Genomic DNA, 26,435 nt, shown 5'->3' with positions numbered 1-26,435 from the left:
ACGAGTGTCGTAGGTATGTTCTAATGTCGAAGTCATGGAGAACAGGCTCGATGGCATCGCCGCAGCGCTCGACGCGCTCGCGGCGGCGGGCGGTGCACAGGCGCCGGCCGCGCTGTCACCGAGCGCGCTCGTCGAGGTGAATCGCGCTTTCGGCGTGCTCATGCGCCAGGTCGACGCCGCGTTCGCGCCCGTCGCAGCCGAGATCTCCCGTCAGTCGCGGCCGCAGCTCGGGGGCGACTCCCTCGCCAAGAAGCAGGGCTTCCGCTCCCCCGTCGCGCTGATCCAAGCCACCACCGGCGCGAGCGTGGGCGAAGCGATCAGACTCGTGCAGGTGGGCGAGAGCACGGCGCCGCGCACCAGTATCAGCGGCGAGTCGCGACCCGCCGCGCATCCGCACGTGGCGGCGGCTGTGGCGGCGGGCGCTCTGTCGATGACAGCGGCGTCGGCGATCATCACTCTGCTCGACAAGCTTTCGCTCCGCGTCGATTCCGCGCACAGGGATGCCGCCGAGCGCGACCTCTGCCAGCGGGCACCCGGACTGCGGGCCGACGAGCTGAGCAGGCTGCTGGCGCACGCGGAGGCCGAACTCGACCCCGACGGGCTCGCCGCCGCGCACGAGGAGCATCGGTCGGCCCGCGCGCTGCGGATGCAGGAGCGAGACGGCATGCTCCACCTCACCGGGGTATTCGACGTGGCCACCGCCGCGCCGATCAAGACGGTGCTCGACGCGATGGTCACCCGCGTGCTGCAGAACAACGAGCACGCCCCGCGGCACGAACACGGGGGCGGCGACAACCCCGAGGCAGGCGCTCTTCGCGACGAGCGCACGGTGCCGCAGATGAGAGCCGACGCCCTGCACGAACTGTGCGCGCACGCCCTCGGCTGCGAGCAGGTCCCCACGGTCGCGACGACCACCGTCGTCGTGCGGATGACGCTCGACCAGCTCGAGTCGGGGTGCGGCGTCGCGCGCATCGACGGGTTCGACGCATCGCTGCCCGCCGCGGAAGTGCGCCGGCTCGCCGCCGACCTGCAGGTCATTCCGTGCGTCCTCAGCGGCGACAGCGACATTCTCGACTGGGGCCGCGCGCGCCGCCTGTTCTCTCCCGCCCAGAAGCTCGCCCTCGCCGAACGCGACGGCGGCTGCGCGTTCTGCGGGGCTCCGCCGGCGTGGACTCACGGCCACCACATCGCCTGGTGGAACAGGGATGCCGGGCCCACCGACCTCGACAACGGCGTGCTGCTGTGCACCGGCTGCCACCATCGCATCCACAGCGACGGGTGGGAGATCCGCGTCGACGGCGTCGGAGTGGCGGCGCGGGTGTGGTTCATCCCGCCGCCGTGGATCGACGCCGATCGCACGCCCCGCATCGGTGGGGGCGCCCGCTACACGCTGAGCTGCTGAGCGATGTGGGGTGATGATGACGGATCCACACGGCGGCACCGACGGCGACGACGACCTGTGCAGGCTGCACACGCACGTGTTGCCGCCCGGACACCGGCCCGAAACATCCGCTATGGCAGACTGAGTCCGATCGTCCCGGCCTTGCAACCCCCCTCCTGGCTGGCAGCGCGTCTTCGAGAGGCACCATGGAGCTCAGCGACTACATCCGCATCCTCCGCAAGAACTGGCTCGTGATCGTCGTGCTGACCCTGCTGGGACTCGGCGCGGCGGCGGGCTACTCCCTCACGAGGACCCCGATCTACGAGTCGTCGGCCACGGTCTTCGTGTCGACGCAGGCCGGAAGCACTGTCGCTGAGCTTCAGCAGGGATCATCCTTCGCACAGGCGCGCATCAACACGTACGTTGGGCTGACGACGACGCCGGTCGTCCTCAACCCGGTGATCGCGGACCTTGGGCTCGCGACGACATCAGAGTCTCTCGCGAGCGACGTCAAGGCCTCTGCCGCACTGAACTCAACGCTCATCACGATCACGGTCTCTCAGCCTGACGCGGTTAAGGCAGCCCAGATCGCCAATGCCGTCGCGGGAAGCCTCGCTTCCGCGGTACCACAGCTAGAGCCGGAAGGCAACAACGGCGCCAGCGCCATCCGCCTCACCCGGGTCAGCGACGCGCAGCCCGCGCTCAAGCCGTCGAGCCCCAACGTGCCGCTGAACCTCGCCCTCGGCGTGCTCGTCGGCCTCGCGCTCGGCATCGGTGTCGCTGTTCTGCGCACCACCCTAGACAACCGCGTGCGCACGCCGCGCGACGCGGAGCAGATCACCGGCGCCCCGAGCATCGGCGCGATCGCGTTCGACGCCAAGGCGAGAGAGCGCCCGCTCATCGTTCACGCCGATCCGCTCAGCCCTCGCGCCGAGTCGTTCCGAGCCCTGCGCACCAACCTGCAGTTCCTCGACATGGGCGGCCGGTCCAGCTTCGTCATCACCAGCTCGATCCCCAGCGAGGGCAAGTCGACCACCACGATCAACCTCGCCATCGCCCTCGCCGACGCCGGCAAGCGCGTCGCCCTGCTCGACACCGACCTTCGCAAGCCCAAGGTCGCCGAATACCTCGGCATGGAAGGCGGCGCGGGTCTCACCGACGTGCTCATCGGCCGGGCGAAGGTCGGCGAGGTCATGCTCCCCTGGGGCGGGCGCAGCCTCTACGTGCTGCCCGCCGGCAAGATCCCGCCGAATCCCAGCGAGCTGCTCGGCTCCCGCCAGATGAACACCCTGCTCGAGATGCTCGAGAAGGACTTCGACGTCGTGCTCTGCGATGCACCGCCCCTGCTGCCCGTCACCGACGCCGCCATCCTCGCGCGCGTCACCAGCGGCGCGCTGCTGATCATCTCGGCCGGCCGCACGACCAAGCACCAGCTCCAGGGGGCCACCGAAGCCCTCAACACCGTCGGCGCCAAGCTCGCCGGCTTCGTGATGTCGATGGTTCCCACCCGCGGGCCCGACTCCTACTACTCCGCCTACGGGTACGGCTACGGATACGGGTACGGCTACCGCGAGACCCCGGCCAAGACCTCCAAGGCCGAGCGCAAGGGGGCCAAGCGCCGCGGACGCACCACCCCGCTGGCCAGCGTGCCCGCCGCGCCCACGCTCGACGAGCTCGGGTTCGACTCCCGCCGCGACGCGCGTGAGGCCGACAGGGAGAGCTGAGTCGTGTCTCGCCCGCGCAGCTTCGCCAAGAGCCGCGGCGGCGCGACGCTCATCGCGATCGGACTGATCGCGCTCACCGTCGCGGCCGTCGGGCTCAGCGTCGCCGCGCTCCGGCAGGGCCGCGGCCCCGGCGACGTCGACGCCACCGTCGGACCGGCGCCCACCTTCACCTACACCGTCCGCACCCCGACAGCGACGGCGACACCCACGGCATCCGCTTCCCCCACCCCTGCCGGCGCGCCCGGTGCGGCCGAGCGGTTCCTGTCCGTCGGCGCCGACGCGATGTGGCGCGCCACCGCGGGAGCGTGCGGCGGCGCGGCCCCCGTCGTCGAACGCTCCGGCGACAACGGCGCCACGTGGCAGAGCGTCACCCCCACGGCGAAGGGCGCCGTCCAGGTGCTCAGCCTCACCTCGTTCGGCGGCCGCAACGCCACCGCCGTCGCCGCGCTCGGCGCGAACTGCACCCTGAACACGCTGCGCACCTACACCGACGGCCGGTTCTGGGAGCCCTATCCCGACATCTTCGCCGCCGACACCTACGTGCTGCCCGGCGAGCGCGCCGTCATCGTCGACGGCGCCCGCATCGCCGCCCCCTGCGCGACGCCCTGGGGCCTGCGCTCGGCCGGCAGCACGACCGCGATCGTCTGCGATGACACCGCCTACCGTCTGGACGGCCAGAACTGGACGCGTCTCGCTCCGGCCGCACGCGCCGTCGCCGTCACCGCCGGCACCGTCTACATTGCGCAGACGGATGCCGCGTGCACCGGCATCCGCATCACTGCCCACTCCAGCGACGCGGCCGAAGCGAGCGATCTCGGCTGCACGACACTCGACGCCGCCGACGCCTCGGGACCGCTCGCACTGGACGCCAGCAGCAGCGCATCGGGCACCGTGCTCAGCCTCTGGGCGGGTTCACGCCTCATCGACATCGCCGGCTGAGCCGGCCGCAGTCACGAGGCGAGCAGCTCGGCGACGCGGCGACGCAGCTCGCGCGGCGCGAAGGGTTTGACGACGTAGTCGTCAGCACCCGCTCCGCGCGCCGCATCGATGTCGGACGGCGCCGATTTGGCCGTGAGCATGATGATGCGGGTGGCATCGAACGACGAATCCTGCCGCAGCGTGCGACAGACCTCGATGCCCGTCATCCCCGGCATCATCCAGTCGAGAACGATGAGATCGGGGTGCGCTGCCGATGCCGCGGCGATTCCGTGCTCGCCGTCGGCGGCGACGGTGACCTCATGACCGGCGATGCTCAAGACCGTGCGCACCAGTTCGGCGACGTCGGCGTCGTCATCGACAACGAGCACGTTCGCCATGGGTGCGTCCTCCACCGACTCGACCCCTCGATAACTAGCCTGTCTAGATTTCCCCCGAATGCCATTAGCGTACTCGTATGACAGCCTCCGGGGTGGATCGCCCCGTCGATCGCCCCACAGCTGCGTGGCGCACCCTGGGCTTCTGGCTGGGCGGAGCAGTGCTCATCTTCGTGCTGTCGATCGTGGCGGTCGGCTTCGCCGTTCCCGGCGTGCCGGTAGCCCTGTGGTGGCCCGCGGCCGGCGTCTCGGCCGTGCTCGTCCTGCGCGCGCCGCCGCATCGCCGCGCGGTGTCGGTGTGCGTCGTGCTCGTCGCGACGACCGCCGGCAACTTCGTGGCGGGGCGACCCGCCGAGCTCAGCGGTCTGTACGGACTGGCGAACGCGATCGAAGCGGCGATGCTGGGCTGGCTGCTGCTGCGCGGGGGCCGAGACGCACGCCTGCGCACAACCACCGACGCGGTGCAGTTCGTCGCCCTGTCCGCGGTCTCCGCCATGGTCTTCGCCCTGCTCATCGCGCTCATCAACATCACCCTCGTCGAGGGCGAACCCCTCGCTTCGGCGATCATCACCTGCGCCTCCCACCTGTCGGCGGTGCTGCTGATCGTTCCTCTCGCGCTCTTCGAGGGGCAGCCTCAGCCGCCTTCTCGTCCGGGCGAGTCGGCGGCGCAGATCCTCGTGATGCTCATCGTCATCGCGGCGGGCATCGGGCCGCTCAGCCCGCTGCCGCTCGCATTCCTCGTCTTCGTGCCGTTGGCGTGGGCATCCCTGCGTTTTCCGCCGTTGTTCGCCCAGATCCAGGCCCTCGTCGTCGCGCTCACGACGATGCTGTTCAGCAGGCTGAGCATGGGCGTGTTCGACCCGGCCCGCATCGACCCCACCGAGCGCGCCATCACGGTCGCCGCCTTCGTCGCCGCGCTCGCGATCTTCACGGTACTGACGACCACCGAACGCAACGAGTCGCTGCGCAACGCCCGCACGGCGGTCGACTCCGCGGAGCAGAGCGCCGAAGCCGCGCGTGCCACCGCCGCCACCGTCCAGGTGCGCTACGACCTCGAACGGCAGCGGCAGGACTTCCTCTCCACGACCAGCCATGAGCTGCGCACGCCCATCACGATCATCGCCGGTTACAGCGAGCTGCTCTCCGACGCCGAACTGCCTGCCGAGGCCGGTGCGTGGGTTGACGCGATCCATCGCAACACCGGACGGTTGGCCGGCATGCTCGACGACCTCCTCGCCTTCAGCCGCACCCAGGCCGAACGACCGCGACCGCTCGAGATCGCGGCATCCGACCTGGTGCACGAGGTCGTCGCGCACCACACCGGCAGCGCCACTGCGCGCTCCATCGAGGTCGACATCGACACCGCAGAGGAGATGGCGGTCTTCGCCGACCGCGACGACGCCGCGCGCGCACTGGGCAACCTGCTGTCCAACGCCGTCAAGTTCACACCGGCCGGCGGCGCCGTCCGTGTCGAGATCTCGGGTGTCGCCGCCGACGTGATGTTCACCGTCAGCGACACCGGTCCGGGCATCGGGCCCGACGCCCTCGCCCAGGTCTTCGACCCGTTCTACCGCGGCGAGCAGGCCGAGGTCCGTGCGACCCCGGGGACGGGTCTGGGCCTGCCCATCGCCCGGATGCTCGCACGACGAAACGGCGGGGAGGTCATGATCGTGTCGCTTCCCGGACACGGTACGAAGGCGACCCTGCTGCTTCCCCGCAGCGGCACAGCTGCCGCCGACGCGGATCAATAGACTGCCGAATGAGGAACCGATGACCACCCCCCGCGTCGAGAGTCGATGGGCCGACAGCCAGCTGATCGGCACCGTCGTGAGGTCCGTGTGGCAGTGGCAGCTCATCGTCGGCTTCAGCACCGTCGCGGTCGCACTGGGCGTGACGCTGCTCAACCCCCGGCTCTTCGGCGACATCTCGCTGCTGACGGGGCTCGCCCTGATCTGCGCGATCACGTCGTGGGCGATGGTCATGCCGTGGGCCCGCCATCGCGAGCTCGTCCTCGCACTGCCCTTCGCCGACGCCGTCGCGATCGGACTGCTCGCCATCTCGGACCACACGCTCGGATATCTGTGGGTCGTCCCGATGGCGTGGGTGGCCACCTACTACTCGATGGCTGCCGTGGTCGCCGCGCTCGGGCTCATCTTCGCGCTGCAGATCGTGCGCTGGTGGATTCCCGGGGCACCGCTCACGTCGCCCCTGGAGATCATGATCGTCCTGCTGGGACTCGGCTTCCTCGGCATCGCCATGAACCAGGGCGCCCGTCGCACCCGTGCGTTCCGCCTGCTCATCCAGCGCCAGTCCCGCCAGCTCGACCGCGCCGTGGCGCGGATGAGCGTGCACGAAGACCGCGCCAACGGACTGTTCGACACCGTGAGCACCGCGCTGGCCCGCGTGGACGACCGTGGGAACATCGACCTCGCCAACGCCGCCTACCGGCATCTCTACGCTTACGACAACGACGACTACCGGCATCCGCCGCGCGCCGTCGAGTACGACGCCTACCGCGGCACCGCCCTGCCCCGCGACGCGACCTCCATCGCCCGCGCCGCCCGCGGCGAGCGAATCGAGAACGAGCTGATCTGGCTGTACGACGCCAGCGGAGAGTGGCGCGCATTGTCGATGTCGATCCGCGGACGTACGGTGCGCACCGAGACCGACGACGACACGGAGGTCTCCATCATCCAGCTCGACGACGTCACCGACACCGAGCGCGAGCGCCGAGAGCAGCGGGCGACAACCAGCGCCGTCTCCCACGAGCTGCGAAACCCGCTCACGGTCATCCTCGGTCACGCCGACCTCATGCTCGACGCCGAAGACCTCACGCCGGCCCAGCGCGAGCACGCGACGATCATCGAGGGGGCCGCCGAACGGATGCTGGCCCTCACGAAATCGCTGCTCGACTCCCACCGCGCCCCGGAGGTGAGCGACCAATTCGACCTGTCGGTCATCGCCGCGGCCACGGCCGACGCATTCGCCCCGGCCGCGGCCGCCTCCGACATCGACCTGCAGACGAACATCGACCGCCCCCTGCCGATCACCGGGGACGGCTTCCGACTGCGCCAGGTCGTCGACAACCTCATCAGCAACGCCATCAAGTACACCCCGCGCGGCGGTAGCGTCGAGGTCATGACCACCGCAGAGGGCGACGACGCGGTGCTGCGGGTGTCCGACACCGGCATCGGGATCGCGGCCGACGATCTGGAGCGGGTCTTCGTCCCCTACTTCCGCGCGCGCAGCGCCACCGCGAGCGGCATCGCGGGCACCGGACTGGGAATGTCGATCGCCCGCCAGATCATCGAGGAGAATGCGGGCGCGATCAGTCTGGAGAGCACGCTCGGCACCGGCACGACCGCGACCGTCCGCCTGCCGTTGCGGGGCTCTCACCGTCCGAGCACGACGGAGGTCAGCGCATGAGCATCTCGACCGTCATGGTCGCCTTGACGACGTTGTGCACCGCGATCATGATCGGGCTGGGGTTCTTGCAGCGGCCGTCGCGGGAGGCCGCGATCTGGTCCAGCGGATTCATCGCCGCCATGGCCGCGAGCTACCTGCAGACCAGCGCCAATCTGCTCGACAATGCCTGGCTCGACGCCCTCAGCGACGGACTCATGCTCCTCGCTCTGGGCCTCGTGTGGGTAGGCCTGCGCGCGCGCCGCGGGCGCCGACCGATCCTGCTGTCGGCGGTGATCGGTGTGACGCTCGTGGTCATCGTGACCGTCGCGCTCACCTCGGGCACCGCCGCCGAAGACGCGGTCGGCAACGTCGAGCTCGTCGTGTTCGCGGCGATCTCCGCAGCCACGGCGATCGAACTCGTCGGTGTGCGCACGGCAGCACGCGGCGTGATCGTCCCGCTCGCCCTGTCGTCGGGCCTGGTGGCGGTGTTCTCCCTGGTGTGGCTCTGCACCGACCTCGTGGGCGACCGCCTGCGCCTGGTCGACAACCTCCCTCCGACGGAGGACTTCACCCCGGTGGTCATGGCCATCACGCTCGTGACCGCCTTGACCACGCTGCTGCTGCTCGCCCGGGCCGAGAACCCGACCTCGGTGACGGCGACGGTCGCCGGCTTCCGAGTCATCGCACGTGACCGACTCGCCCGCGCGGAGCGATTCGACGACGCGTGGTGGTCACTGCTGGACGTTCGCCTCGACGACCCGATCGCGCTGCGCGAAGCCTCCAGCGCGCTGGCGTACAGCCGTGTCCTCGAGCGCTTCGCGTCGGACGTCGCCGCCGTCTTCCCCGCCGAGGCCGATCTCGATCGGTTCGAGCCCTCGCGCATGCTCGTTCTGCTGCCGCGCCATGAGGCCGCCGTCCGTCCCCTCCTGCGCGCATTGCTGGAGCGTGTGGCGACCGTCTCGACCGACCAATCGATCGCCGTCCGCCTGTCGGCCAGCATCGGCTGGGCGAGCGTGTCGCGCATCGGCTACGACCTCGACGACCTCATCACGGCCGCCGCAGCCGCCGCCGACGAGGCGCAGCTGGCCGGCGGCGACCGCTGGGAACGCGCGAGCGTGATCGCCTGAGCGCCTCCCCGTAGGATCGTGGCGTGAGCGCACTCCCCCGCCCGGCGCGCACCGCGGGCCGTATCTTCGCGTGGACCGTCGCCGGTCTGCTGCTGCTGGCGGTCGCGATCGCCGTGTGGGTGGGTGTACGCGGGGCCCTCGCCTACCAGCATCTGCAGCGGATACAGACCGGAGCAGCGCAGAGCACCGCGGCGCTGGCCGCCGACCCGTCATCTGCCGCGCCGACGCTGGCCCGGCTGGCCGCCGACGCGTCCGAGGCGCACCAGCTCACCTCCGACCCCGTCTGGGCGTTCGCCAGCCACACGCCGTGGATCGGCCCGCAGCTGGCGGCGTTCGGCACGGTGGCCGCGGCATCCGACGAACTTCTTCGGGAGAGTCTGCTGCCCCTCGCTACCGCCGCTCAGAACGTGTCGATCGACGGTCTGCGCCCCGTCGGTGGACGCCTCGACACGAGTGTCCTCGCGGGTCTCGTGACGCCCGCCCAGGATGCCGCGACGCGCGCAGCCGACGCCGCCGTCGCCGTGCAGGACATCGACCGCACCCCGCTGATCGGCGTCGTCGGCGCGGCCGTCGACCGTGCCGACGATCTCTTCTCGAGCGTGTCGACCGCCGTGGACACCCTGTCGCGCACGTCGCGGCTGCTGCCCGACATGCTCGGTCGAAACGGACCGCGGACATACCTGGTGCTCGTCCAGAACAACGCTGAGTGGCGCTCGCTGGGCGGCATCGCCGGCGCCGCGGTGGTGCTGCGTGCCGATGACGGACGTCTGTCACTGATCGGCGCGCTCTCGTCGGGCGATCTGCCGCGTGGCTTCACGAACCCGGTCCTCGCCCTGCCCGACGAGGTCACGAAGATCTACGACACCAAGCCGGCGCGATACTTCCAGAACCTCACGCAGATTCCCGACTTCACGGTCGACGCTCCGATCGCGCGGGAGATGTACCGGCTGAAGACAGGCACCGACGTCGACGGCGTGCTCGCCATCGACCCGGTCGTGCTGTCGTACCTGCTGCAGACCACCGGCCCGGTCGCCCTCCCGAGCGGCGACGCCCTCAGCGCCGACAACGCGATCCCGCTGCTGCTCAACGAGGTGTACCTGCGGTACGCCAAGCCCGCCGATCAGGACGCGTTCTTCGCCGGTGCGGCGGGCGCGGTCTTCCAGGCCCTCGCCGACGGGCGGGGCTCGGCATCCGGCCTCATCTCCGCCCTCACCCGGGCCGGCGAAGAGCATCGCCTGCTCGCCTGGAGCGCGCACGCCGACGAGCAGGCGATCATCGACGGCACCGTCCTGGCCGGTCAGCTTCCGGTCACCGACGCGCACACGGCACGGTTCGGCGTCTTTCTGAACGACGGCACCGGGTCGAAGATGAGCTACTACATCGACCCCGACGTGTCTCTCGCCTGGGGATCGTGCCGGCCGGGCGGGCAGAGCGCGCCCCGCCAGCTCACCCTGCAGCTCACCCTGACCAGCCGCGCGCCCGCCGACGCCGCGACGGCGCTGCCCGAGTACATCACCGGCGGCGGGTACTTCGGCACCGCCCCCGGCACGACCGAGGTCGTCGGCAACATCTACCTGCCGCAGGGCTTCGAGCTCGTCTCGGCGACGGCCACGAACGGCGCCGGCTTCTCGGGCGGCGTGCACGAGGGACGCCGGGTGCTCACCTTCGGCATCGACCTCACCCCGGGAGCATCGACGGGCGTGACGGTCACCGTCCGGGCGAACACCGCCGCCGGCGACGCCCAGGCCGTCGTCACGCCGACGGCGGATGCCGCGCGCGCTCCCGTCGTCGTGGCGACCTGCGGCGCGGGGTAGACTCCCTGCATCGCACGCTCGGCCGGTTCGTCCCCGGTCTGGTGCACACCGCAGGAAGAAGCTCCATGACCCGCTCGCACCGTCGCACCGCTCGGCCGCTGGCGCGCGCCGCGGGGGCGGTCCTGGTCGGAGCTGTTCTCACCCTCTCCCCGAACGCCGCCCACGCGTCCACGATCTATCCGCCCGTCGACTCCTGCACGACCTCGCCGGCCGGCGTCACCGCCGGCGGAACCCTGTCGTTCTCCTGCGCGGAGCGCACGTTCGGTGCCGACGAGCCGGTCACCATCACCGTCACCGGACAAGACGGCGCCAACGCGTCCTTCGCCATGGTGCGCCTCGGCATCAGCACCGGCAGCATCACACGCACCTCCGACGCGAACGGCGCCCTCGGCGAGGTCCGCATCGTGCTGCCCGCGATCGCGAGCGGCGTCTACAACATCGCGGCGATCTCGCGCAGCTCGGCCGGCGGTACGGCCAGCGTGTCGATCACCGGCGCCGACGGCCTTCCGCGCACGGGCGGCGACAGCGGTCAGCTCGTCGGCGTCTGGGTGGGCGGTGGAGCGCTCGTCCTCGCCGGCGCGGTCGTGCTCGTCGCCCTCGCCGTTCGCCGTCGTCGCGACCGCAACGACCTCTGAACGGCCGTCCGCGCGCCCCGCACCGGTACAGTTCAGACGTGTCCTCCTCCCCCCGCCGGCGCATCCTGTCCCCTCGGCGCGCGCCGAGACGCGGAATCGTCATCGCCGTCATCGTCCTCGCCGCCGTGATCGTGGTGGGCGCGATCGCCGCGGTGGGGATCGCCGTCACCCAGGGGGTGCATGCCATGCTCGCCCAGCCGCCCGCCGTCGGAACGACCGTCATCGCGCCGCAGCAGTCGAAGGCACGGATCGCGCTCGAGAACCTGCCGATGGATGCCGATGCCACCGCCGGCACGACCTACCTCGCCGCGCAGCCCACCGCCTACTGGCTGACCCCTGAGCAGGATCCCATCGGCACCGTCGGCGGAACGGTTCTGGACCTCATCGCCCAGGCCCGCGATCAGAAGCGTGCCACGGCGATGGTCGTCTACGGTCTGCCCGACCGCGATTGCGGCAGCCACTCCGCCGGCGGCCTCTCCCCCGCCGACTACCTCCGATGGGTCGCCGAGATCGGACAAGCGCTGAAGACGGCACCCGATCAGCAGAAGATCATCATCCTCGAGCCCGACAGCATCGCCCTGACCAGCGAGTGCGGGGATGTCGCGACCCGTGCCGGCTTCCTCTCGGGCGCGGTCGACGCCCTTTCGTCGACGGCGACGTGGATCTACATCGACGGTGGCCACAGCGCCTGGCACAGCCCCGACGAGATGGCCCAGCTCATTCGCCAGATGGGCATCATCGACCGGGTGCGCGGTGTGGCCACCAACGTCTCCAACTACCAGTCGACGTACGACGAGTTCGCCTACGCGCACGCCCTCTCGGACCGCCTGGGGGGCACCCACGCCATCATCGACACCTCCCGCAACGGCGTCGCGACCGCCGGTGCGACCTGGTGCAACCCGTCCGGGCAGCGCGTCGGCGATGCCACCGGGACCTTCGGCGACGACGTCGTGGACACCAACCTCTGGATCAAGCCTCCGGGCGAGAGCGACGGCGTCTGCAACGGCGGTCCGGCGGCCGGGTTGTGGTGGCCCGCCGCGGCCGCGGAACTCACCAGCGGCGTGCGCTGACGCCGCTCGGATACCGCCGCCGCGAGGCGTGGCTAGACTGTGGCTCAGCACCGTGCTCCACACCCCCCTACTGGAGAGCCCCCCGGGACCATGACCGATCCTTCGCTACCGATGAAAACCGCCGTGATCATCGAGGACGATCCCGACATCCGTCACCTCATCGTCGAGGTGCTCGAAGCCGCCGGCTTCTCGACGGTGTCGGTCGGCAACGGCATCGACGGCGTACGTGCGGTGCTCTCCTACCAGCCTCTCGTGACCACGCTCGACGTGAACATGCCCGGTATCGACGGGTTCGAGGCGGCGCGGCGCATCCGCGCGCAGAGCGACACCTTCATCATCATGATCACCGGCCTGGAAGAAGAGGCCGACGTCGTCGTCGGGCTCGGCTCCGGCGCGGACGACTACATCGTGAAGCCGTTCCGTCCGCGCGAGCTGCGCGCCCGCATCGACTCGCTCCTGCGCCGCCCGCGCGCCACGGCGGGCAACACGCCGCAGGCGTCCGCGCCCCGCCAGGAAGTCGGCGGACCGTCCTTCCCGGGAGCGCGCCCGGGCGCGCAGCGCATGCCCGACTACGGGATGCCGCAGGCTCCCGCCGCAGGCTACGGGTATCCGCCGCAGGCCCCCGGCTGGCCGACACCGGCGGGAGCCCAGCCCGTCGGCTGGCCTCCCGCCGCGCCGGCCGACCCGCCCTACGGCTTCGACGGCGTGCAGCCCTCCGCAGCGCCTGCGCAGCCGCAGGAGCAGCCGGCCCCGGCATCCGCCGCACCCGTTGCGTCCGCGGCGGCGCCCGCCGCACCCGCCGCGCCGGCGCAGCCGATCGTCGTGCCCTCGAGCGTCGGGCCCCAGTCGCCCGGGAGCGCCCTCGCCGCGACGGGGGGCGCCGGTGAGGTGGTCGCCTACACCGGGCCCGGCTGGGTCGCGCACCGCGATCTCGCCGTGAACCCGGAGCAGCGCGTCGCCGCGATCGCCGGTCAGGAGCTGGTGCTCACCCGCACCGAGTTCGATCTGCTGGCAACCCTCATGGAGTCCAAGCGGCGGGTGCGCAGCAAGGCCGACCTGACCCTCGTCCTTCGCGGAGAGTCGTACGTGACGAGCTACTTCGTGGGCGAGGCCGACAAGCGCGCGATCGAGGCGCACATGACCAACCTCCGCCGAAAGCTCGGCGACAACCCCGCCAACCCGCGGTACATCGAGACCGTGCGCGGCGTGGGCTACCGGCTGACGGCAGAGCACGCCGCCTGAGCGTCGCCGACGAGCTGCGCAGGTCTTCGTCGCGGGGCGTCAGACCTTGAAGCCCTGGTGACGACGGAACAGCCGGAACGACATGAGCACGGTCTGGATGACCGTGACCACCCCGACGATGGGCCAGCCCACCCAGAGGATCGCCGACTGCGCCGCCGGGTCGAGCATGTTCCAGATCACCGCGACCGCGATCGCGACGATGGCGAGCATGATGAACGGCACCCAGTGGCCGATGCTGCCGCCGCCGCGTTCGGCCTTGGCCTGCATCGCCCAGTTGTCGACCTTCTTGCGCGACAGGAACCGCGTCCACGACCGCAGGAAGTGGCTGATGCGCACCCACATGAAGATCTCCGCGGGGAACATCAGGCCGGCGAAGAGAAGATCGCGACTGTTGCAGGTCTCCATCGCCCGTGCGACCCGCAGGTTCAGCATCGTCGCGACCACCGGCGGAATGAGCCACCACGGTGAGAAGACGAACGCGTCGATCGAGAGCGAGGCGATCAGCAGGGTGAGGAAGGCGACGCGCACGAAGAGGTTGGTGAGCATCGAGAAGTTCTCGAACCACCGCAGGCGCAGGTTCGGGTGGAACGGCTGCCCCTTCGTGTCACCGCGCTGGCCCGGCCACATCAGCTCGATCGCGCCGTAGGTCCACTTCACCTGCTGGGCGTCGTAGCCCTTGAGCGTGGTCATGCCGCCCACGTCGGCGCGGGCGAAGGGGCTGATCTTGGTGAGGTAGCCGGCGCTCTTGATCTGCAGCGACAGCAGCGAGTCCTCGACCTCGCTGTCCTTCACCCAGGGCGAGTTCTGGTGGTTCGCCTTCATGACATCGCGCAGCGCCGTCGTCGAGAAGATCGAGAACTGCCCGCCCAGCACCGCCATGTTGCGCCCGCGCAACAGGTTCTGCAGGTTGAAGGCCGCGAACTGCGTGCGCTGGCCGGCGATGAGGAACTTCGCGATGACGCCCTTGATCGGGCGGTCATCGATCGAGTAGATCGCAGAGATCCCGCCGATGCGGGAGTCGCCGACGGCTTCGCCCTCGAGGAACTCGACGGCCCGGCGGTCGGCGATCGTGTCACCGTCCACACCGAGAAGGTAGTCGTACCCCTCGACCAGTGCGTAGCCGTAGTTGAGCGCTCCGACCTTCTTGTCGGGGTTCTTGCCGATGTCGTGGACGAACACCTCGGTGAACTGCTCGCCCAGCTCTGTGGTGATCTCGTGCGGACCGCTGAACTCCGACGCGATCTTGACCGTCGCGTCGGACGTGTTGTTGACGACGACGTGGATCACGTCGGGCACACGGCTCTGCCCGAGCAGCGAGCGCAGCACGTCGGCGATCGACTCCTCCTCGTTGTACGCCGGCACGACGCACCCGATGGTCGAGCGGTGCACGCTGGTGTGCTCGAGCACCGACGAGAAATCGTCGAACTCGGGGATCGTGAGATCCGCGGCGTGGAAGGACTCCTGCGGCACGGGGAACCCGTACGGCTGCGCCGGCGGTGCCGGCGGTGCCCCGAAGGGTGCCGCACGGAACTGCGGTTCGGCGGCCTGCCGGCCGGTGTCGAAGGGCGTGCTCACGGTGTACCTCGTGTCGGTGTGGACAACAGCCTATTGAGTGGGGGTGGTCGGGGAGAAGATGGCGATCGGAAGAACCTGATAGACGGTCTGCTGCTGGAAGCTCGTATCCGTGTTGGCGGTGCCCTCCACCCACACCTGCAAGGCGAACTGGAGGGTGATCCCGTAGGTGTCGGCCGGCAGCTGGTGGATCGTCGTCGTCGGCACGAGCAGGCCGCCCTGGAAGGTGTTCAGCAGCAGGCCGCGGTCGGAGCGCATCGTGTCGGACGGCACCAGGGTGCGAGGGTCGGCCGAGAACTGGAACGGCGACATCATCTGCTGCTGACCGATCGTGGACTGCGACACCTGCGAGGTGATGCTGATCATCGACAGGTACACACGTCGCTTCTGCGTGAGCACCGCCTTCTCATCGACGCGGTGATCGACCACGTTGACCGCGAAACCGAAGGTCTTGTCGTTGTCGGGTGCCCACTCCTGAGTGCGCTTCGGATCGGCGGCCCAGACGTCCAGGCGCACCTCGAGCCCATCGGCGACGTCGGTGGACAGCGACACCGAGCCGTCGTAGGTGAACTTCGAGTCGTAGGGCATGCTGACGGCCTGGGTGACCGCCGGGCGCGGGGCAGGCGTGGACACCGCGTTCTGCTGCAGACTGTTGAAGGCGCTGGCGATCTGGGTGCAGCCGGTCAGAGACGTCAGCACCACGAGGCCCGCGGCGGCGGCGGCGAGGGCGCGGAGGCGGGGAGGACGCGAGGGGGCGGGAAGCATGATCCACACGCTATCTATGGACCACCGGCGGGACGTGCGAATCAGGAAAACCTCGACACGGTCTTTACCCGATCTTGAGGAAGGCGCGTTCAGCCGCCGTTCTGGGCGGCGATCGCGATCGTCAGCGTGTCACTCCCGGTCTGCTTCGCGAACTCGGTCGAGGTGGGCGTCGTCTGCACGAGGAAGTCGTACTCGAACTGCACCGTGACGTACGTGGCCTCGGCGGGGACCGTGCCGACATTGAAGGTGTTGGAGTAGCTGTAGGGCGACAGCACCAGGTATCCGGGAGAGACCGTGGCCTGATCCACCTGGGCATCCAGCGGTGCGAACGTCTGCGACGCATTCGCGGGGATCGCGGTCATCGTGGCGCGCTGGAGATAGACCTTCTGCCCGTCATTGGGCGTGATCGTCGTCACCATCGACAGACTGATCGGCTTGATCGCCGCCGGCGTCCAGCGGTCCATCCGCAACGTCGACCAGTAGTTCACGGCTGCCGAGACCGCGCCCGCCGTGAGCGTGCGCTGGGTCGATCCGCCCGACAGATCGTTGGAGACCGGCGTCGGAACCGGGACGGCGGTCGTGGGAGCGGGCGCGGGTGTCGTCGCCTGCGCGGCCCACGGCGCGGGCCCGCAACCGACCAGCGGGATCACGACGACCAGCGCGGCGAGCGCGGCGCTGAGAGCACGGCGGCCACTCCCGGGGCGTTCCATCCGGCAGGTCTCCTTCACGTCGCGAAACATTTACATATCGGAAACCGCGAGAGTTTGCAATCCGACAGACCCCTAGGCAATACTCGGGAGAGCATCAGCTACACCATACCGCTTCACTCTCCATCCCCCCATCTGCACCAAGACCGGAAATACGGAACGAGCGGATCATCAGGTACCCCCAGACCGGATTCGAAAGCAGGCTCTCATGAAGCATCGATTCACCAAGGTCGCGGCCTCCGTCGCGATCGCCGCAGGGTTGGTTTTCGCCGCCCCGGCAATGGCACAGGCTTACACCCCGACCGGCCCCGACACCGTCACCATCACCGTGACGGCCCCGGGCCCCGTTCCCGTCGCCGGGTTCCAGCCCGGCGCGACCGTCACGTTCACGCTCGTGGGCGAAGGCGTCACCGGCCCCAACCTCGCCGCGGTCAAGTTCGCGGTCAGCTCCACGACGGTCACCAAGACCGCCGACTCGTCGGGCGTCGCCACGGCGACGGTCGTCGGCACCCCGCCGGCGGGCTCCTCGTGGACCCTCTCCGCGACCGGCGCTCGCGCCTCGTCAGAGGCCGGCGGCGGCACCCTGCCCTCGACGGGTGGCGACAGCGAGTCGCTGCTCGGCATCTGGGTCGGCGGTGGCGCTCTCGTCCTCGCCGGTGCGACCGTCGCCGTGGCCGCCACGGTGCGTCGCAACCGCCAGGAGACCAACGCCTGACGCACGCCAGAACGACAACGAGAGAGCCTTCCCGGTCACGGCCGGGAAGGCTCTCTCGTTGTACGCAGGCTACGCGGCGTCAGCGCACCACCGCGGTCACCGCGGGAAGATGCGACAGCACCTCCTGGCTGATCGAGCCGAGCAGGAAGCGGGCGAGGGCCCCGCGACCGTGCGTACCCACGACGACGAGGCGAGCGGTCAGACCTCGCGAGGCGATCGCTCGCGAGGGGTAGCCGCGCTCCACGACGCGCTCGACGACCAGATCCGGGAAGTCGACGGCGAGCCCGGCGAGGGCCACCGCCTGCATCTCCTCCGTGGCGGCCTGCATGTTCGACAGGTACATCTCCGGGTAGACGGCCAGGCCGTTGCGGGGAGCCTCGATCGGAGTCCACACGCTGACCGCCGTGAGCGGCTCACCGAGGCGATCGGCCTCGCGCGCCGCGAAGCGCAGGGCATGCTCGGACACCGGCGACCCGTCGATGCCGACGACGACCCCGCGCCGACCGACCAGCGCCGTGTCGGGCACCACCGCCACCGGGCAGGCGGCCCCGGCGACGATGCGGATGCCGTGGGCCCCGCGCGCCGGCCCGTCACCCGGTCCGCGGTAGTCGCTGCCGAGCACCAGCAGGGAGGCGTTGACGCTGGCGTCGATGAGACGCGCGACGGGGTTGCCCGTCTCCACGCGTGTCATGACGGTGATCCCGGCATCCCGCACCGGCGCCGCCAGACGCTCGAGCACCGTCTCGGTGTCGGCGACGGCCTGCGCGATCAGCTCCGCCTCGCCGACGGCACCGAGCGCTCCCCCGATGACCGACACCAGCTCGATGCCCTGCGTGCCGGGCGGCGCGGCCTGTGCCCGCTGCAGCGCCCACCGCACCGCACGTTCGGAGACGGGTGCCCCCGTCACCGCCACGACGATCTTCTCGACCATGATTCGTCCCTCCGTTGGGATCGGTGCCTCCACGCTACGCCGCGGCACCCACGGCCGCAGGATCGTGGGCCGTGACAAAGAGGGTCAGGGGGTGCGCGGGGCCAGGGCGCGCGGCTCGGCAGTGATCAGAATGGGCAGGTGGTCGCTGCGCCCCTGCGGCAGCGTCGTGATCGTCGCGATGTCGAACCCCACGCTCGTCGCGAAGTCGTAGTGGCCGCGGAAGAACTTGTAGCGCGTGTACGTGCGGGCATCGCTCAGGGTGAGCTCATACCCGGACTCGCGCACGTGCTGGCCGAGGTTCTCTTTGAACACCGGATAGTTGTAGTCACCGACCATGAGGATCGGCAGGTCGGGGCCGAGGCTGGAGAGCTCTTCCAGCGCGGCCTGGATCTGCTTGCGCCGCAGCGAGTTGAGCGCAGTCAGCGGAGCGGCGTGGAAGCTCGCGACGATCACCTCGCGGCCGAGGTCGATGTCGTGCAGGCGCACCGCCAGCATGCGCTCCTCCGCGGGCTTGAGCACACGGTCGTGCAGCGACTTCTTCAGCGCGAGCGCGCGCACCTCGCGCGCATCGAAGATGCTTCGCCGGTAGTACAGCGCAAGTCCCAGCCGGTTGCGTGCCGTCGCCTCGGCCAGGTGCAGATCGCCGATCTGCGACGGCAGGTCGCTGGAGACCGCCTCCTGCAGGCAGAGGACGTCGGCCCCCGTGCTCTCGACCAGCTCGCCGAGCTCGCCGATCGCCTTGTGCTTGTTGAGGTTGTACGAGATGACCTTCATCCCCCGCCTTCCGTCGCTCTCAGCCTAAGCGGCGGTCCTAGGAATCTGCTCCGTCTTGACAACGGGACCCGGCCGGCTCAGTCGGCGTCGAGGCTGCGGCGTGCGCGCGTCTGCGCGGCGCGGGAACCCAGCAGGTCATCGGCGGGGTAGCCGACCTCGGTGAGGGTGAGACCGCGAGCCGCGAGCACCTTCACGTCGCTCGTGCGCACCCCGCCGTCGCGGATCGCAGCGACGTCGGCGATCTTCAGCCGTCCTTCGCCGACCGCCGCGCAGGCACCGACGAGGGCGCGCACCATGCTGTGGCAGAACGCGTCGGCTTTCACGCGCGCGATCAGGATGCCGTGATCGTCTCGACCCCAGCCGAACTCCAGCAGGGTGCGGATCGTGGTCGCCCCCTCCCGCCATTTGCAGTACGCCGCGAAATCGTGCAGACCGATGAGCGACCGTGCCGCGGCATCCATCGCGTCCACGTCCAGCGCGGCCTTCACGCTGGTCGTGCGCACGCGCTCGAGGGGGTCGTAGCCGGCGATGCGATCGGCGATGCGGTACTCGTAGCGTCGCCAGACGGCCGAGAACCGCGCATCGAAACCGTCCGGTGCGACGGCGGTGCGGTGCACCACGACGTCGGGATAGGCACCGAGCACGCCGTTGATGCGGGCAGCCAGCGCCTCGGCGGTGCCGGCGCGGCTGGACGACAGCCGCTGCTGCTGCCGATCGGTGAGATCGAGGTGGGCGACCTGCCCGGCCGCGTGCACCCCGGCGTCGGTTCGCCCCGCCACGACCAGCTGCGGATCGCCGCCGAGCACGCGGGCCAGTGCTGTCTCCAGCGTGCCCTGAACGGTGCGCAGACCCGGTTGACGGGCCCACCCGCGGAAGTCCGTGCCGTCGTAGGCGAGATCGAGGCGCAGCCGCACCCCTCCCGCGGAGTCGGAAACGACCTCGCCTGTCGTCACAGAGCGCCTTGGGACGGCGTCCCGGCCGGCACAGGAGTCATCGTCACGACCTCGGCAGGCCCGGTCACCAGGCCGGTGACGGCGGCTTGCAGGGCCTTCACGGCGTCGCCCTGCGCGTGCGCGGCGAGGGCGGCGGGCTCCGCCCATTTCTCGATCATCACGACCGTCCCGTCGGAGGCGGCGTGGATGGCATAGAGCAGACACCCCTCCTCGGCGTGGACGGCGGGCATGGCGGCGCTGAGCGCCTCGATGAGTGCGGGGCGCTGGCCCTCGACGGGCTGGAAGACGGCGGTGACGACAACAGTCATGACAGGAGACCTTTCTTGTGGGTGGGGACGCGCGCAGCCGGCTCAGCGGAGACGCTCGTCCACGTCGGCACGGGTCGGCGGGTTCGCACCGGCCCGCGAGACGGTGATGCCGGCGGTGACGGCGGCACGGCGCAGCGCCGCGGCGAACGAGGCGGCGTCCTCGAAGATCGCAGGATCGTCCAGCGCGCTGGAGATGAGGCTCGCCATGTACGCGTCGCCGGCACCGATCGTGTCGACGACCGTGACAGCCAGCGCGTCGACGGCGCTCACACCACCGGGCCCCAGCCCGACGGCGCCCTCGCCGCCTCGGGTCATGACGATCACGCGCGGCCCGTAGGCGGCGACCTGGTGCAGCACGGCGTCGGCGTCCAACCCCGGGTACAGCCACGCGGCGTCCTCGTCGCTCAGCTTGACCAGATCGGCCGATGCCGCGGCCTGGGCGAAGCGTGCGAGCGCGACCTCGTGCGCGCCGACGAGCGCCGGGCGGATGTTCGGGTCGAGCGTCACCAGCGCCGCACCCGTGTCGGCGGCGCGACGCAGAACCTCCAGCACGGCGCTGCCGCCCGGCTCCAGGAAGAGCGCGATCGAACCGGTGTGGACGACACGGGTTCCGTCCAGGGATGCCGCGGGAACCGCCCAGTCGATCGCGAACTCGTACTCGGCGGAACCGTCCGGACGCAGTCGTGCGCGGGCGGTGGAGGTCGCGGCATCCGTCCACGACTCCTCGTCGACGACGGCGCCGGATTCGGCGATCTGGGCAGCGATCCGCGCGCCGCGCTCGTCGCGCCCCAGTCGGGTCAGCAGGCGCACCGCGTGTCCCTGCCGGGCAAGGCCCACGGCGACGTTGGCAGGGCTGCCGCCGACGAGCTCGCGGTCGCCCTCGGCGCTCTCGACGATGTCGATGAGCGCCTCACCGATGACCAGCACATCCGTATCCATACGACCAGTCTGGCGCACCGCACGCGGCGCGCGCGCCCGTCATCAGCGGGCGATGCGGCGGACCCTTCGCGTTCAGGGAGGGTACGTACACTGGAAGATCCGCTCGCGCCGACCCGACGTGGCCGGCGCGGCGCCCGCACGGAACCCGACGGAACCACCACGGAATCTCAGCGCCCGCCATGACCTCCCCCCCTCCGGTACCGCGTTACGCCGGCCTCGACGGCCTGCGCGCGCTCGCCGTCGTGCTCGTCGTCGTGTATCACCTGTTCCCCGGCTGGGTGCTGTACAGCGGCTTCGTCGGCGTCGACGTCTTCTTCGTCATCTCGGGTTTTCTCATCACGTCGCTGCTGCTGCGCGAACACGATCGCACCGGGCGCATCGCCCTCCTCGCCTTCTGGTCGCGCCGTGCCCGCCGGCTCCTGCCGGCGCTCGCCGTGGTGGTCACCGTGAGCGCGAGCGTCGCCTGGCTCGTCGGTGGCGATGTTCTGCTGGGACTCGGGCGGCAGGTGCTCGGCGCGATCACGTTCTCCTCCAACTGGGCATCCCTCTCCGCCGGGGCGTCGTACTTCGCGGGAACCCAGCCCGAGCTCCTGCGGAACCTCTGGTCGCTCGCCGTCGAGGAGCAGTTCTACGTGCTCTGGCCACTGCTGCTGCCCGTCTTCCTCCTGCTCCCGCGCCGCGGCATGCGCGCCGCGGTCGCTCTGGTCCTGGCCGCAGCGTCCCTGACATGGGCCGCACAGCTCGCGGTCGCGGGGGCGGGATCAGCCGCGGTCGACCTGACGCGCCCGTACTACGGCACCGACACCCACGCCTTCGGTCTGCTGATCGGCGTCGCGCTGGCCTTCGCCCTGGCCGGACGCACCGCCGGGAGTGCGTCGGCGCGCGAATCGATCGGCGGCGTCGTTCCCGCCTGGACCGCGGTCATCGGGGCCACGAGTGTGCTCGGCATCGTCGTCGTCGGAGCGGTGCCGGACGGCGCGGAGCAGTACCCACTCGTCCCGGCGGTTGCAAGCGCGCTGACAGCGGTCGCGATCGCGGCGACGACGCACGCCGGCTCATGGCTCGGGCGCGCCCTCGACGTCGCGCCGCTGCGCTGGATCGGCGAACGCTCCTACGGCATCTACCTGTGGCACTGGCCCGTCGTCGTGCTGCTCGCGGTGGCGACGACCGGCGGCTTCCTCGAGCAGTCCGTCCCGGTCGCCGTCGGGCTCGGCGCCGCCGTGCTCACGTTGACCGTGTCCGCAGCCTCCTTCCGCCTGCTCGAACAGCCCGTCCGTCGGCTCGGGTTCCGGGGAGCCGGGCGGGCACTGTGGGCGCGCCTTCACTCGACGCCGTCACGGCGCTTCGGGGCGATCGCGACCGTGGGCGTCGGGGTCCTCGTTCTCGGCGGCACGACGGCCGCCGTCGCCGCCTCACCGCAGGTCAGCTCGAGCCAGGCGGTGGTCGAGGCGGGCCAGCGCGCGCTCGACGCGGCATCCGCCGCCCCCACCCCGCCGTCGGACAGCGCCGATGCCCCCCTACCCACGCCGACGCCCACAGCGACGGAGGGCCCCGACGGCGAGCCGCTGCCTCCGGCGCCCGTCACCGTAAGCGGCAACCGGGTGACGGCCGTCGGCGACTCGGTGATGCTCGCCTCGGCCGGCGGCCTGCTCGCCGAGCTGCCGGGTGTGCAGATCGACGCCGAGGTGTCGCGCTCGATGTGGGCCGGCAGCAAGATCATCGACCGACTCTCCGATCAGGGCGCCCTGCGCGACTACGTCGTCGTGGGCCTCGGCACCAATGGCCCCGTGGACACTCAGGCACTCCAGGACATCTACGACCGCGTCGGCCGGGAACGCACGCTCGTGCTGGTCACCGCGTTCGCTCCTCGTGACTGGATCCCCGGCGTCAACGCCGAGCTGACCGCGTTCGCGGCAAGCCACCCCGGCGTCGTCATCGCCGACTGGTCCGGTGCGATCGCGCCGCACACCGATGTGCTCGCCGGCGACGGCATCCACCCGGGCGAGACCGGTGGACGCATCTACGCCGACACCGTCACCCACGCCGTGGATGCCGTGGCGAACCAGCGCGCACAGACGCGCTACCAGGTGCAGCTGATCCGCTGGGCGACGAGCCGGACGCTCGCCGCCGCGCCCCCGTCCTGAGCCGCACCCCATGCCGCCGGCGCGCGCCGCGCCCGTGTCAGATGTGCGCGACCAGGGCGACGGATCGTTCGTCCGCCACGAAGCCGAGGCCCTTGTACAGGGCGTCGGCGCCCGTCGGACTGGCCGTATCGACGTCGAGCACCGCCTTTTCCAGCCCCGCGTCCGCGATCGCCTGCAGCGTCGCCGCGACGACGGCGGGAGCCAGCCCCTGTCGGCGGTGCGCCCGAACGACACCGATGAGGTCGATGTACGAGTTCGAGGCGCCGAGACTCGCCCAGTCGTCCTCATTCACCGACGCGAGGCAGAACGCCGCAATGGCCCCGTCGTGCCCGACGACCAGTCGGGACAGATCGGCACGGAAGAACTCGCCACCGACGAACTTGGCCCAGGGCGCGGGTTGGCTCGGCAGGCTCCCCCAGTGATCACGGAAGGCATCGTTGCGCGCGAGACGGGTGTCCTCATCGCGGTCATGCGAGTACGCGACGATACGCATCCCACTCTCCCGCGCGGCCTCCGGGAGGGCCACGTCCGGCGCGCCGCCCGCCAGATCGCGCAGCATCGTCGCGAACCAGCGTTCCGCAGCCAGACCCGCCGACTCGGCGAGCCTCTGGTTGCCGAGGTTGTGCTCCTCCGCGTACACCCGCAGCTGAGCGGTCCATTCGGCATCCGGCGCATCAGGGAGGGCGCGTGCGGCCTCTGCCAGCTGCTCCAGTCCGCGCGCGTACTGCCAGCCGAACACCGCACGCCCGATCCCCCGGCGCCACAGCGAGGGCAGCACGGCACCCGACAGGTGCACGTTCAGGGCGCCCTCGCGCGACGGGTGCAGGAACGAGCTGCCGAAGGCGATCACCGCGCCCGCGGCATCCAACGCCAGCACCGTGTCGCGGGAGTGGTCGATGTGCGCAAGATCGAACGTATCGGCGACGTCCTCGCGCGGCGTGGTCCACGTCGGGTGGTCGACGCGCTCGGCCGCCACCATCACGGCGTGGATCGCATCGATGTCCTCCACCGTCGCGGTGCGCCACGACGCGACTTCCGGGTGCCGCGGCAGCTCAGGGCCGCGGTCGGACCCCGCACGGCGTCGGAACTCGTCGATGCGCCCACTCAGAGACAACTCACTCACCCACGCCACTGTAGCTGCGACGTGCGGGCTGCGCGCGGGGAGAGCCGGACGAGACACACAGCGAGAAGGCCCGCACCCCTGACGGGTACGGGCCTTCTCGAAAGACAGCCTGATTACTTCGCAGCGTCCTCGGCGGCAGCCTCAGCGGCGGCGCCCTCCTCGGGCGACTCGGCGCCCGCGGCAGCAGCGTCGTCCGTGGCGACCTCGTCTGCGGCGTCCTGAGCCTCGTCGGCCTCGGCGACGGCGTCCGTGGCGGCCTCGTCCTCATCCTTGGCCGGGGCGGCGACCGGAACGGCCGCAGCCGACTTCTTGGCCGACTTCGGCTTCGGGTTGACCGGCTCGAGGACGAGCTCGATCACGGCCATGGGCGCGTTGTCACCCTTGCGGTTGCCGATCTTCGTGATGCGGGTGTAGCCGCCCTCACGCTCGGCAACCAGCGGCGCGATCTCGGCGAACAGCTCGTGGACGGCATCCTTGTTGCCGAGCACGGACAGCACGCGACGACGCGCGTGCAGGTCGCCGCGCTTGGCGAAGGTGACCATGCGCTCGGCGAGCGGACGCAGGCGCTTGGCCTTGGTCTCGGTCGTCGTGATCGACTTGTGGGTGAACAGCGCCGAGGCCAGGTTGGCCAGCAGCAGACGCTCGTGGGCGGGGCCGCCTCCGAGGCGGGGACCCTTGGTGGGCTTGGGCATGTCAGTTACTCCAGAGGGAAAAGGTCAGCGAACCGGTCGGGGCCGGTGCGCGCAGAAGGTCTTGCCGTTCCGAGCGCCGAGGCTCAGAGGGCCTCGTCGTCGTAGCCGCCGTAGAAGTGCGCACCGTCGAACCCGGGGACCGAGTCCTTCAGCGACAGGCCGAGGGAGACGAGCTTGTCGCGCACCTCGTCGACCGACTTCTGACCGAAGTTGCGGATGTTCATCAGCTGCGTCTCGGAGAGGGCGACCAGCTCGGACACCGTGTTGATGCCCTCACGCTTGAGGCAGTTGTACGAACGCACCGACAGATCGAGGTCCTCGATCGGCATCGACAGCTCGTTGGTGAGAACCTCGGCGACCGGCGCGGGGCCGATCTCGATGCCCTCGGCCTCGACGTTCAGCTCGCGGGCGAGACCGAACAGCTCGGTGAGCGTGCGACCGGCCGACGCGACGGCATCCCGCGGGGAGATCGACGGCTTGGCCTCGACGTCCAGGACGAGCTTGTCGAAGTCGGTGCGCTCACCGGCACGGGTCGCGTCGACGCGGTACGAGACCTTCAGGACGGGCGAGTAGATCGAGTCGATCGGGATCTGACCCGCCTCGGCGTACTCGTTGCGGTTCTGCGTGGCCGACACGTAGCCGCGGCCGCGCTCGATCGTGAGCTCCAGCTCGAACTTCGCCGAGTCGTTGAGCGTCGCGATGACCAGCTCGGGGTTGTGCACCTCGACACCCGCCGGAGCGGAGATGTCGGCAGCGGTGACCTCACCGGCGCCGGTCTTGCGCAGGTACGCGGTGATCGGCTCGTCGCGCTCCGAGGAGACGACCAGCTGCTTGATGTTGAGGATGATCTCGGTGACATCCTCCTTCACGCCCGGGATGGTGCTGAACTCGTGCAGCACGCCGTCGATGCGGATGCTGGTGACAGCCGCGCCGGGGATCGAGGACAGCAGGCTGCGGCGCAGCGCGTTGCCGATCGTGTAGCCGAAGCCTGGCTCCAGCGGCTCGATGACGAAGCGGCTGCGGAACTCGCCGATCTTCTCCTCGGTCAGAGTGGGACGCTGTGCGATGAGCACTATGTGTTCCTTTCCGTCACGTGCCCGC

Annotated in this window: 24 protein-coding genes; 12 read left to right on the top strand and 12 right to left on the bottom strand. The window is 70.4% G+C overall.

What is annotated here, in order from left to right:
• The first annotated feature begins 34 nt into the window (after nucleotides 1–34).
• From ABS64_RS06410 to ABS64_RS06400, 3 genes are all read left to right on the top strand, one after another.
• Nucleotides 35–1,402, top strand: coding sequence for an HNH endonuclease signature motif containing protein (locus ABS64_RS06410; protein WP_292681936.1), 1,368 nt, complete (start codon nucleotides 35–37; stop codon nucleotides 1,400–1,402).
• A gap of 185 nt (nucleotides 1,403–1,587) precedes the next feature.
• On the top strand, nucleotides 1,588–3,105 hold the full coding sequence (locus tag ABS64_RS06405; protein ID WP_292681934.1) for a polysaccharide biosynthesis tyrosine autokinase: 1,518 nt from the start codon (nucleotides 1,588–1,590) through the stop codon (nucleotides 3,103–3,105).
• Between the two features lie 3 nt (nucleotides 3,106–3,108).
• Nucleotides 3,109–4,044, top strand: a complete 936-nt coding sequence (locus ABS64_RS06400) for a hypothetical protein (RefSeq protein WP_292681932.1) — start codon at nucleotides 3,109–3,111, stop codon at nucleotides 4,042–4,044.
• 11 nt (nucleotides 4,045–4,055) lie between these two features.
• Here ABS64_RS06400 and ABS64_RS06395 read toward each other — a convergent pair whose 3' ends face one another.
• The gene (locus tag ABS64_RS06395) at nucleotides 4,056–4,421 is read right to left on the bottom strand and encodes a response regulator (RefSeq protein WP_135948566.1); all 366 of its coding nucleotides are present in this window, start codon (nucleotides 4,419–4,421) and stop codon (nucleotides 4,056–4,058) included.
• A gap of 77 nt (nucleotides 4,422–4,498) precedes the next feature.
• Here ABS64_RS06395 and ABS64_RS06390 point away from each other — a divergent pair, with 77 nt between their 5' ends.
• From ABS64_RS06390 to ABS64_RS06360, 7 genes are all read left to right on the top strand, one after another.
• Nucleotides 4,499–6,169: a HAMP domain-containing sensor histidine kinase gene (locus tag ABS64_RS06390; protein WP_292681929.1), complete on the top strand. Its 1,671-nt coding sequence runs from the start codon at nucleotides 4,499–4,501 to the stop codon at nucleotides 6,167–6,169.
• Nucleotides 6,170–6,188: 19 nt separating this feature from the next.
• Nucleotides 6,189–7,844: a HAMP domain-containing sensor histidine kinase gene (locus tag ABS64_RS06385; protein ID WP_292681928.1), complete on the top strand. Its 1,656-nt coding sequence runs from the start codon at nucleotides 6,189–6,191 to the stop codon at nucleotides 7,842–7,844.
• Entirely contained in the window at nucleotides 7,841–8,950 is a 1,110-nt protein-coding gene (locus ABS64_RS06380; RefSeq protein ID WP_292681926.1) for a hypothetical protein, read from the top strand. Before ABS64_RS06385 ends, ABS64_RS06380 begins: the two co-directional genes overlap by 4 nt.
• Before the next feature lie 23 nt (nucleotides 8,951–8,973).
• Nucleotides 8,974–10,764 (top strand): DUF4012 domain-containing protein, encoded by a 1,791-nt coding sequence (locus ABS64_RS06375; RefSeq protein WP_292681923.1) that lies wholly within the window; start codon nucleotides 8,974–8,976, stop codon nucleotides 10,762–10,764.
• A gap of 65 nt (nucleotides 10,765–10,829) precedes the next feature.
• The gene (locus tag ABS64_RS06370) at nucleotides 10,830–11,399 is read left to right on the top strand and encodes a cell wall protein (protein WP_292681922.1); all 570 of its coding nucleotides are present in this window, start codon (nucleotides 10,830–10,832) and stop codon (nucleotides 11,397–11,399) included.
• Between the two features lie 38 nt (nucleotides 11,400–11,437).
• On the top strand, nucleotides 11,438–12,469 hold the full coding sequence (locus ABS64_RS06365) for a glycoside hydrolase family 6 protein (protein ID WP_292681920.1): 1,032 nt from the start codon (nucleotides 11,438–11,440) through the stop codon (nucleotides 12,467–12,469).
• A 111-nt stretch (nucleotides 12,470–12,580) separates the two neighbouring features.
• Nucleotides 12,581–13,711, top strand: a complete 1,131-nt coding sequence (locus ABS64_RS06360; RefSeq protein WP_292681918.1) for a response regulator transcription factor — start codon at nucleotides 12,581–12,583, stop codon at nucleotides 13,709–13,711.
• Between the two features lie 39 nt (nucleotides 13,712–13,750).
• Here the strand turns inward: ABS64_RS06360 and ABS64_RS06355 are convergent, their stop codons facing one another.
• The 3 genes from ABS64_RS06355 to ABS64_RS06345 all read right to left on the bottom strand — a co-directional run bounded on the left by ABS64_RS06355 (nucleotide 13,751) and on the right by ABS64_RS06345 (nucleotide 16,758).
• The gene (locus tag ABS64_RS06355) at nucleotides 13,751–15,286 is read right to left on the bottom strand and encodes a glycosyltransferase family 2 protein (RefSeq protein ID WP_292681917.1); all 1,536 of its coding nucleotides are present in this window, start codon (nucleotides 15,284–15,286) and stop codon (nucleotides 13,751–13,753) included.
• A gap of 30 nt (nucleotides 15,287–15,316) precedes the next feature.
• Nucleotides 15,317–16,048, bottom strand: coding sequence for a hypothetical protein (locus ABS64_RS06350; protein WP_036289545.1), 732 nt, complete (start codon nucleotides 16,046–16,048; stop codon nucleotides 15,317–15,319).
• Nucleotides 16,049–16,137: 89 nt separating this feature from the next.
• Nucleotides 16,138–16,758, bottom strand: a complete 621-nt coding sequence (locus ABS64_RS06345) for a hypothetical protein (protein WP_292681915.1) — start codon at nucleotides 16,756–16,758, stop codon at nucleotides 16,138–16,140.
• A gap of 205 nt (nucleotides 16,759–16,963) precedes the next feature.
• Between ABS64_RS06345 and ABS64_RS06340 the strand changes: the two genes are divergently transcribed.
• Complete coding sequence (locus tag ABS64_RS06340) at nucleotides 16,964–17,470, top strand: LPXTG cell wall anchor domain-containing protein (RefSeq protein ID WP_292681913.1); 507 nt, start codon at nucleotides 16,964–16,966, stop codon at nucleotides 17,468–17,470.
• Between the two features lie 79 nt (nucleotides 17,471–17,549).
• Here ABS64_RS06340 and ABS64_RS06335 read toward each other — a convergent pair whose 3' ends face one another.
• From ABS64_RS06335 to ABS64_RS06315, 5 genes are all read right to left on the bottom strand, one after another.
• A complete protein-coding gene (locus tag ABS64_RS06335) occupies nucleotides 17,550–18,401 on the bottom strand; it encodes a universal stress protein (protein WP_292681911.1) in 852 nt (283 codons plus the stop codon).
• An 84-nt stretch (nucleotides 18,402–18,485) separates the two neighbouring features.
• Nucleotides 18,486–19,175: an endonuclease/exonuclease/phosphatase family protein gene (locus ABS64_RS06330; RefSeq protein ID WP_036320341.1), complete on the bottom strand. Its 690-nt coding sequence runs from the start codon at nucleotides 19,173–19,175 to the stop codon at nucleotides 18,486–18,488.
• A 77-nt stretch (nucleotides 19,176–19,252) separates the two neighbouring features.
• A complete protein-coding gene (truA, locus tag ABS64_RS06325; RefSeq protein ID WP_036320338.1) occupies nucleotides 19,253–20,089 on the bottom strand; it encodes a tRNA pseudouridine(38-40) synthase TruA in 837 nt (278 codons plus the stop codon).
• 35 nt (nucleotides 20,090–20,124) lie between these two features.
• Nucleotides 20,125–20,436 (bottom strand): putative quinol monooxygenase, encoded by a 312-nt coding sequence (locus tag ABS64_RS06320; protein ID WP_039413227.1) that lies wholly within the window; start codon nucleotides 20,434–20,436, stop codon nucleotides 20,125–20,127.
• A 42-nt stretch (nucleotides 20,437–20,478) separates the two neighbouring features.
• Nucleotides 20,479–21,375: a carbohydrate kinase gene (locus ABS64_RS06315; RefSeq protein WP_061683047.1), complete on the bottom strand. Its 897-nt coding sequence runs from the start codon at nucleotides 21,373–21,375 to the stop codon at nucleotides 20,479–20,481.
• A 179-nt stretch (nucleotides 21,376–21,554) separates the two neighbouring features.
• Here ABS64_RS06315 and ABS64_RS06310 point away from each other — a divergent pair, with 179 nt between their 5' ends.
• Nucleotides 21,555–23,519, top strand: coding sequence for an acyltransferase family protein (locus tag ABS64_RS06310; RefSeq protein ID WP_292681908.1), 1,965 nt, complete (start codon nucleotides 21,555–21,557; stop codon nucleotides 23,517–23,519).
• Nucleotides 23,520–23,556: 37 nt separating this feature from the next.
• Here the strand turns inward: ABS64_RS06310 and ABS64_RS06305 are convergent, their stop codons facing one another.
• From ABS64_RS06305 to ABS64_RS06295, 3 genes are all read right to left on the bottom strand, one after another.
• Nucleotides 23,557–24,642: a GNAT family N-acetyltransferase gene (locus tag ABS64_RS06305; RefSeq protein ID WP_292681906.1), complete on the bottom strand. Its 1,086-nt coding sequence runs from the start codon at nucleotides 24,640–24,642 to the stop codon at nucleotides 23,557–23,559.
• A 113-nt stretch (nucleotides 24,643–24,755) separates the two neighbouring features.
• Nucleotides 24,756–25,334 carry a 50S ribosomal protein L17 gene (gene rplQ / locus ABS64_RS06300; protein WP_292681905.1) on the bottom strand — a complete coding sequence of 193 codons (579 nt, stop codon included), beginning with the start codon at nucleotides 25,332–25,334 and terminating at the stop codon, nucleotides 24,756–24,758.
• Nucleotides 25,335–25,417: 83 nt separating this feature from the next.
• A complete protein-coding gene (locus tag ABS64_RS06295) occupies nucleotides 25,418–26,407 on the bottom strand; it encodes a DNA-directed RNA polymerase subunit alpha (protein WP_005050489.1) in 990 nt (329 codons plus the stop codon).
• Between the last annotated feature and the right edge of the window lie 28 nt (nucleotides 26,408–26,435).

The sequence above is a fragment of the Microbacterium sp. SCN 69-37 genome (assembly GCF_001724435.1).
In the GTDB taxonomy this organism is placed as follows: domain Bacteria; phylum Actinomycetota; class Actinomycetes; order Actinomycetales; family Microbacteriaceae; genus Microbacterium; species Microbacterium laevaniformans.
The sequence above is the reverse complement of the archived record's forward strand: the minus strand, read 5'-3'. Positions and strand labels throughout refer to the sequence as shown.

Bases quoted from the DNA above. Each gene is read 5' to 3' on its own strand.
- ABS64_RS06380 (WP_292681926.1), top strand. From the start codon at position 7,841: ATGAGCATCTCGACCGTCATGGTCGCCTTGACGACGTTGTGCACCGCG.
- ABS64_RS06370 (WP_292681922.1), top strand. From the start codon at position 10,830: ATGACCCGCTCGCACCGTCGCACCGCTCGGCCGCTGGCGCGCGCCGCG.
- ABS64_RS06335 (WP_292681911.1), bottom strand. From the start codon at position 18,401: ATGGTCGAGAAGATCGTCGTGGCGGTGACGGGGGCACCCGTCTCCGAA.
- ABS64_RS06395 (WP_135948566.1), bottom strand. From the start codon at position 4,421: ATGGCGAACGTGCTCGTTGTCGATGACGACGCCGACGTCGCCGAACTG.
- ABS64_RS06360 (WP_292681918.1), top strand. From the start codon at position 12,581: ATGAAAACCGCCGTGATCATCGAGGACGATCCCGACATCCGTCACCTC.
- ABS64_RS06385 (WP_292681928.1), top strand. From the start codon at position 6,189: ATGACCACCCCCCGCGTCGAGAGTCGATGGGCCGACAGCCAGCTGATC.
- ABS64_RS06405 (WP_292681934.1), top strand. From the start codon at position 1,588: ATGGAGCTCAGCGACTACATCCGCATCCTCCGCAAGAACTGGCTCGTG.
- ABS64_RS06410 (WP_292681936.1), top strand. From the start codon at position 35: ATGGAGAACAGGCTCGATGGCATCGCCGCAGCGCTCGACGCGCTCGCG.
- rplQ (WP_292681905.1), bottom strand. From the start codon at position 25,334: ATGCCCAAGCCCACCAAGGGTCCCCGCCTCGGAGGCGGCCCCGCCCAC.
- ABS64_RS06310 (WP_292681908.1), top strand. From the start codon at position 21,555: ATGACCTCCCCCCCTCCGGTACCGCGTTACGCCGGCCTCGACGGCCTG.
- ABS64_RS06330 (WP_036320341.1), bottom strand. From the start codon at position 19,175: ATGAAGGTCATCTCGTACAACCTCAACAAGCACAAGGCGATCGGCGAG.
- ABS64_RS06320 (WP_039413227.1), bottom strand. From the start codon at position 20,436: ATGACTGTTGTCGTCACCGCCGTCTTCCAGCCCGTCGAGGGCCAGCGC.
- ABS64_RS06340 (WP_292681913.1), top strand. From the start codon at position 16,964: ATGAAGCATCGATTCACCAAGGTCGCGGCCTCCGTCGCGATCGCCGCA.
- ABS64_RS06345 (WP_292681915.1), bottom strand. From the start codon at position 16,758: ATGGAACGCCCCGGGAGTGGCCGCCGTGCTCTCAGCGCCGCGCTCGCC.
- ABS64_RS06315 (WP_061683047.1), bottom strand. From the start codon at position 21,375: ATGGATACGGATGTGCTGGTCATCGGTGAGGCGCTCATCGACATCGTC.
- ABS64_RS06350 (WP_036289545.1), bottom strand. From the start codon at position 16,048: ATGCTTCCCGCCCCCTCGCGTCCTCCCCGCCTCCGCGCCCTCGCCGCC.
- ABS64_RS06390 (WP_292681929.1), top strand. From the start codon at position 4,499: ATGACAGCCTCCGGGGTGGATCGCCCCGTCGATCGCCCCACAGCTGCG.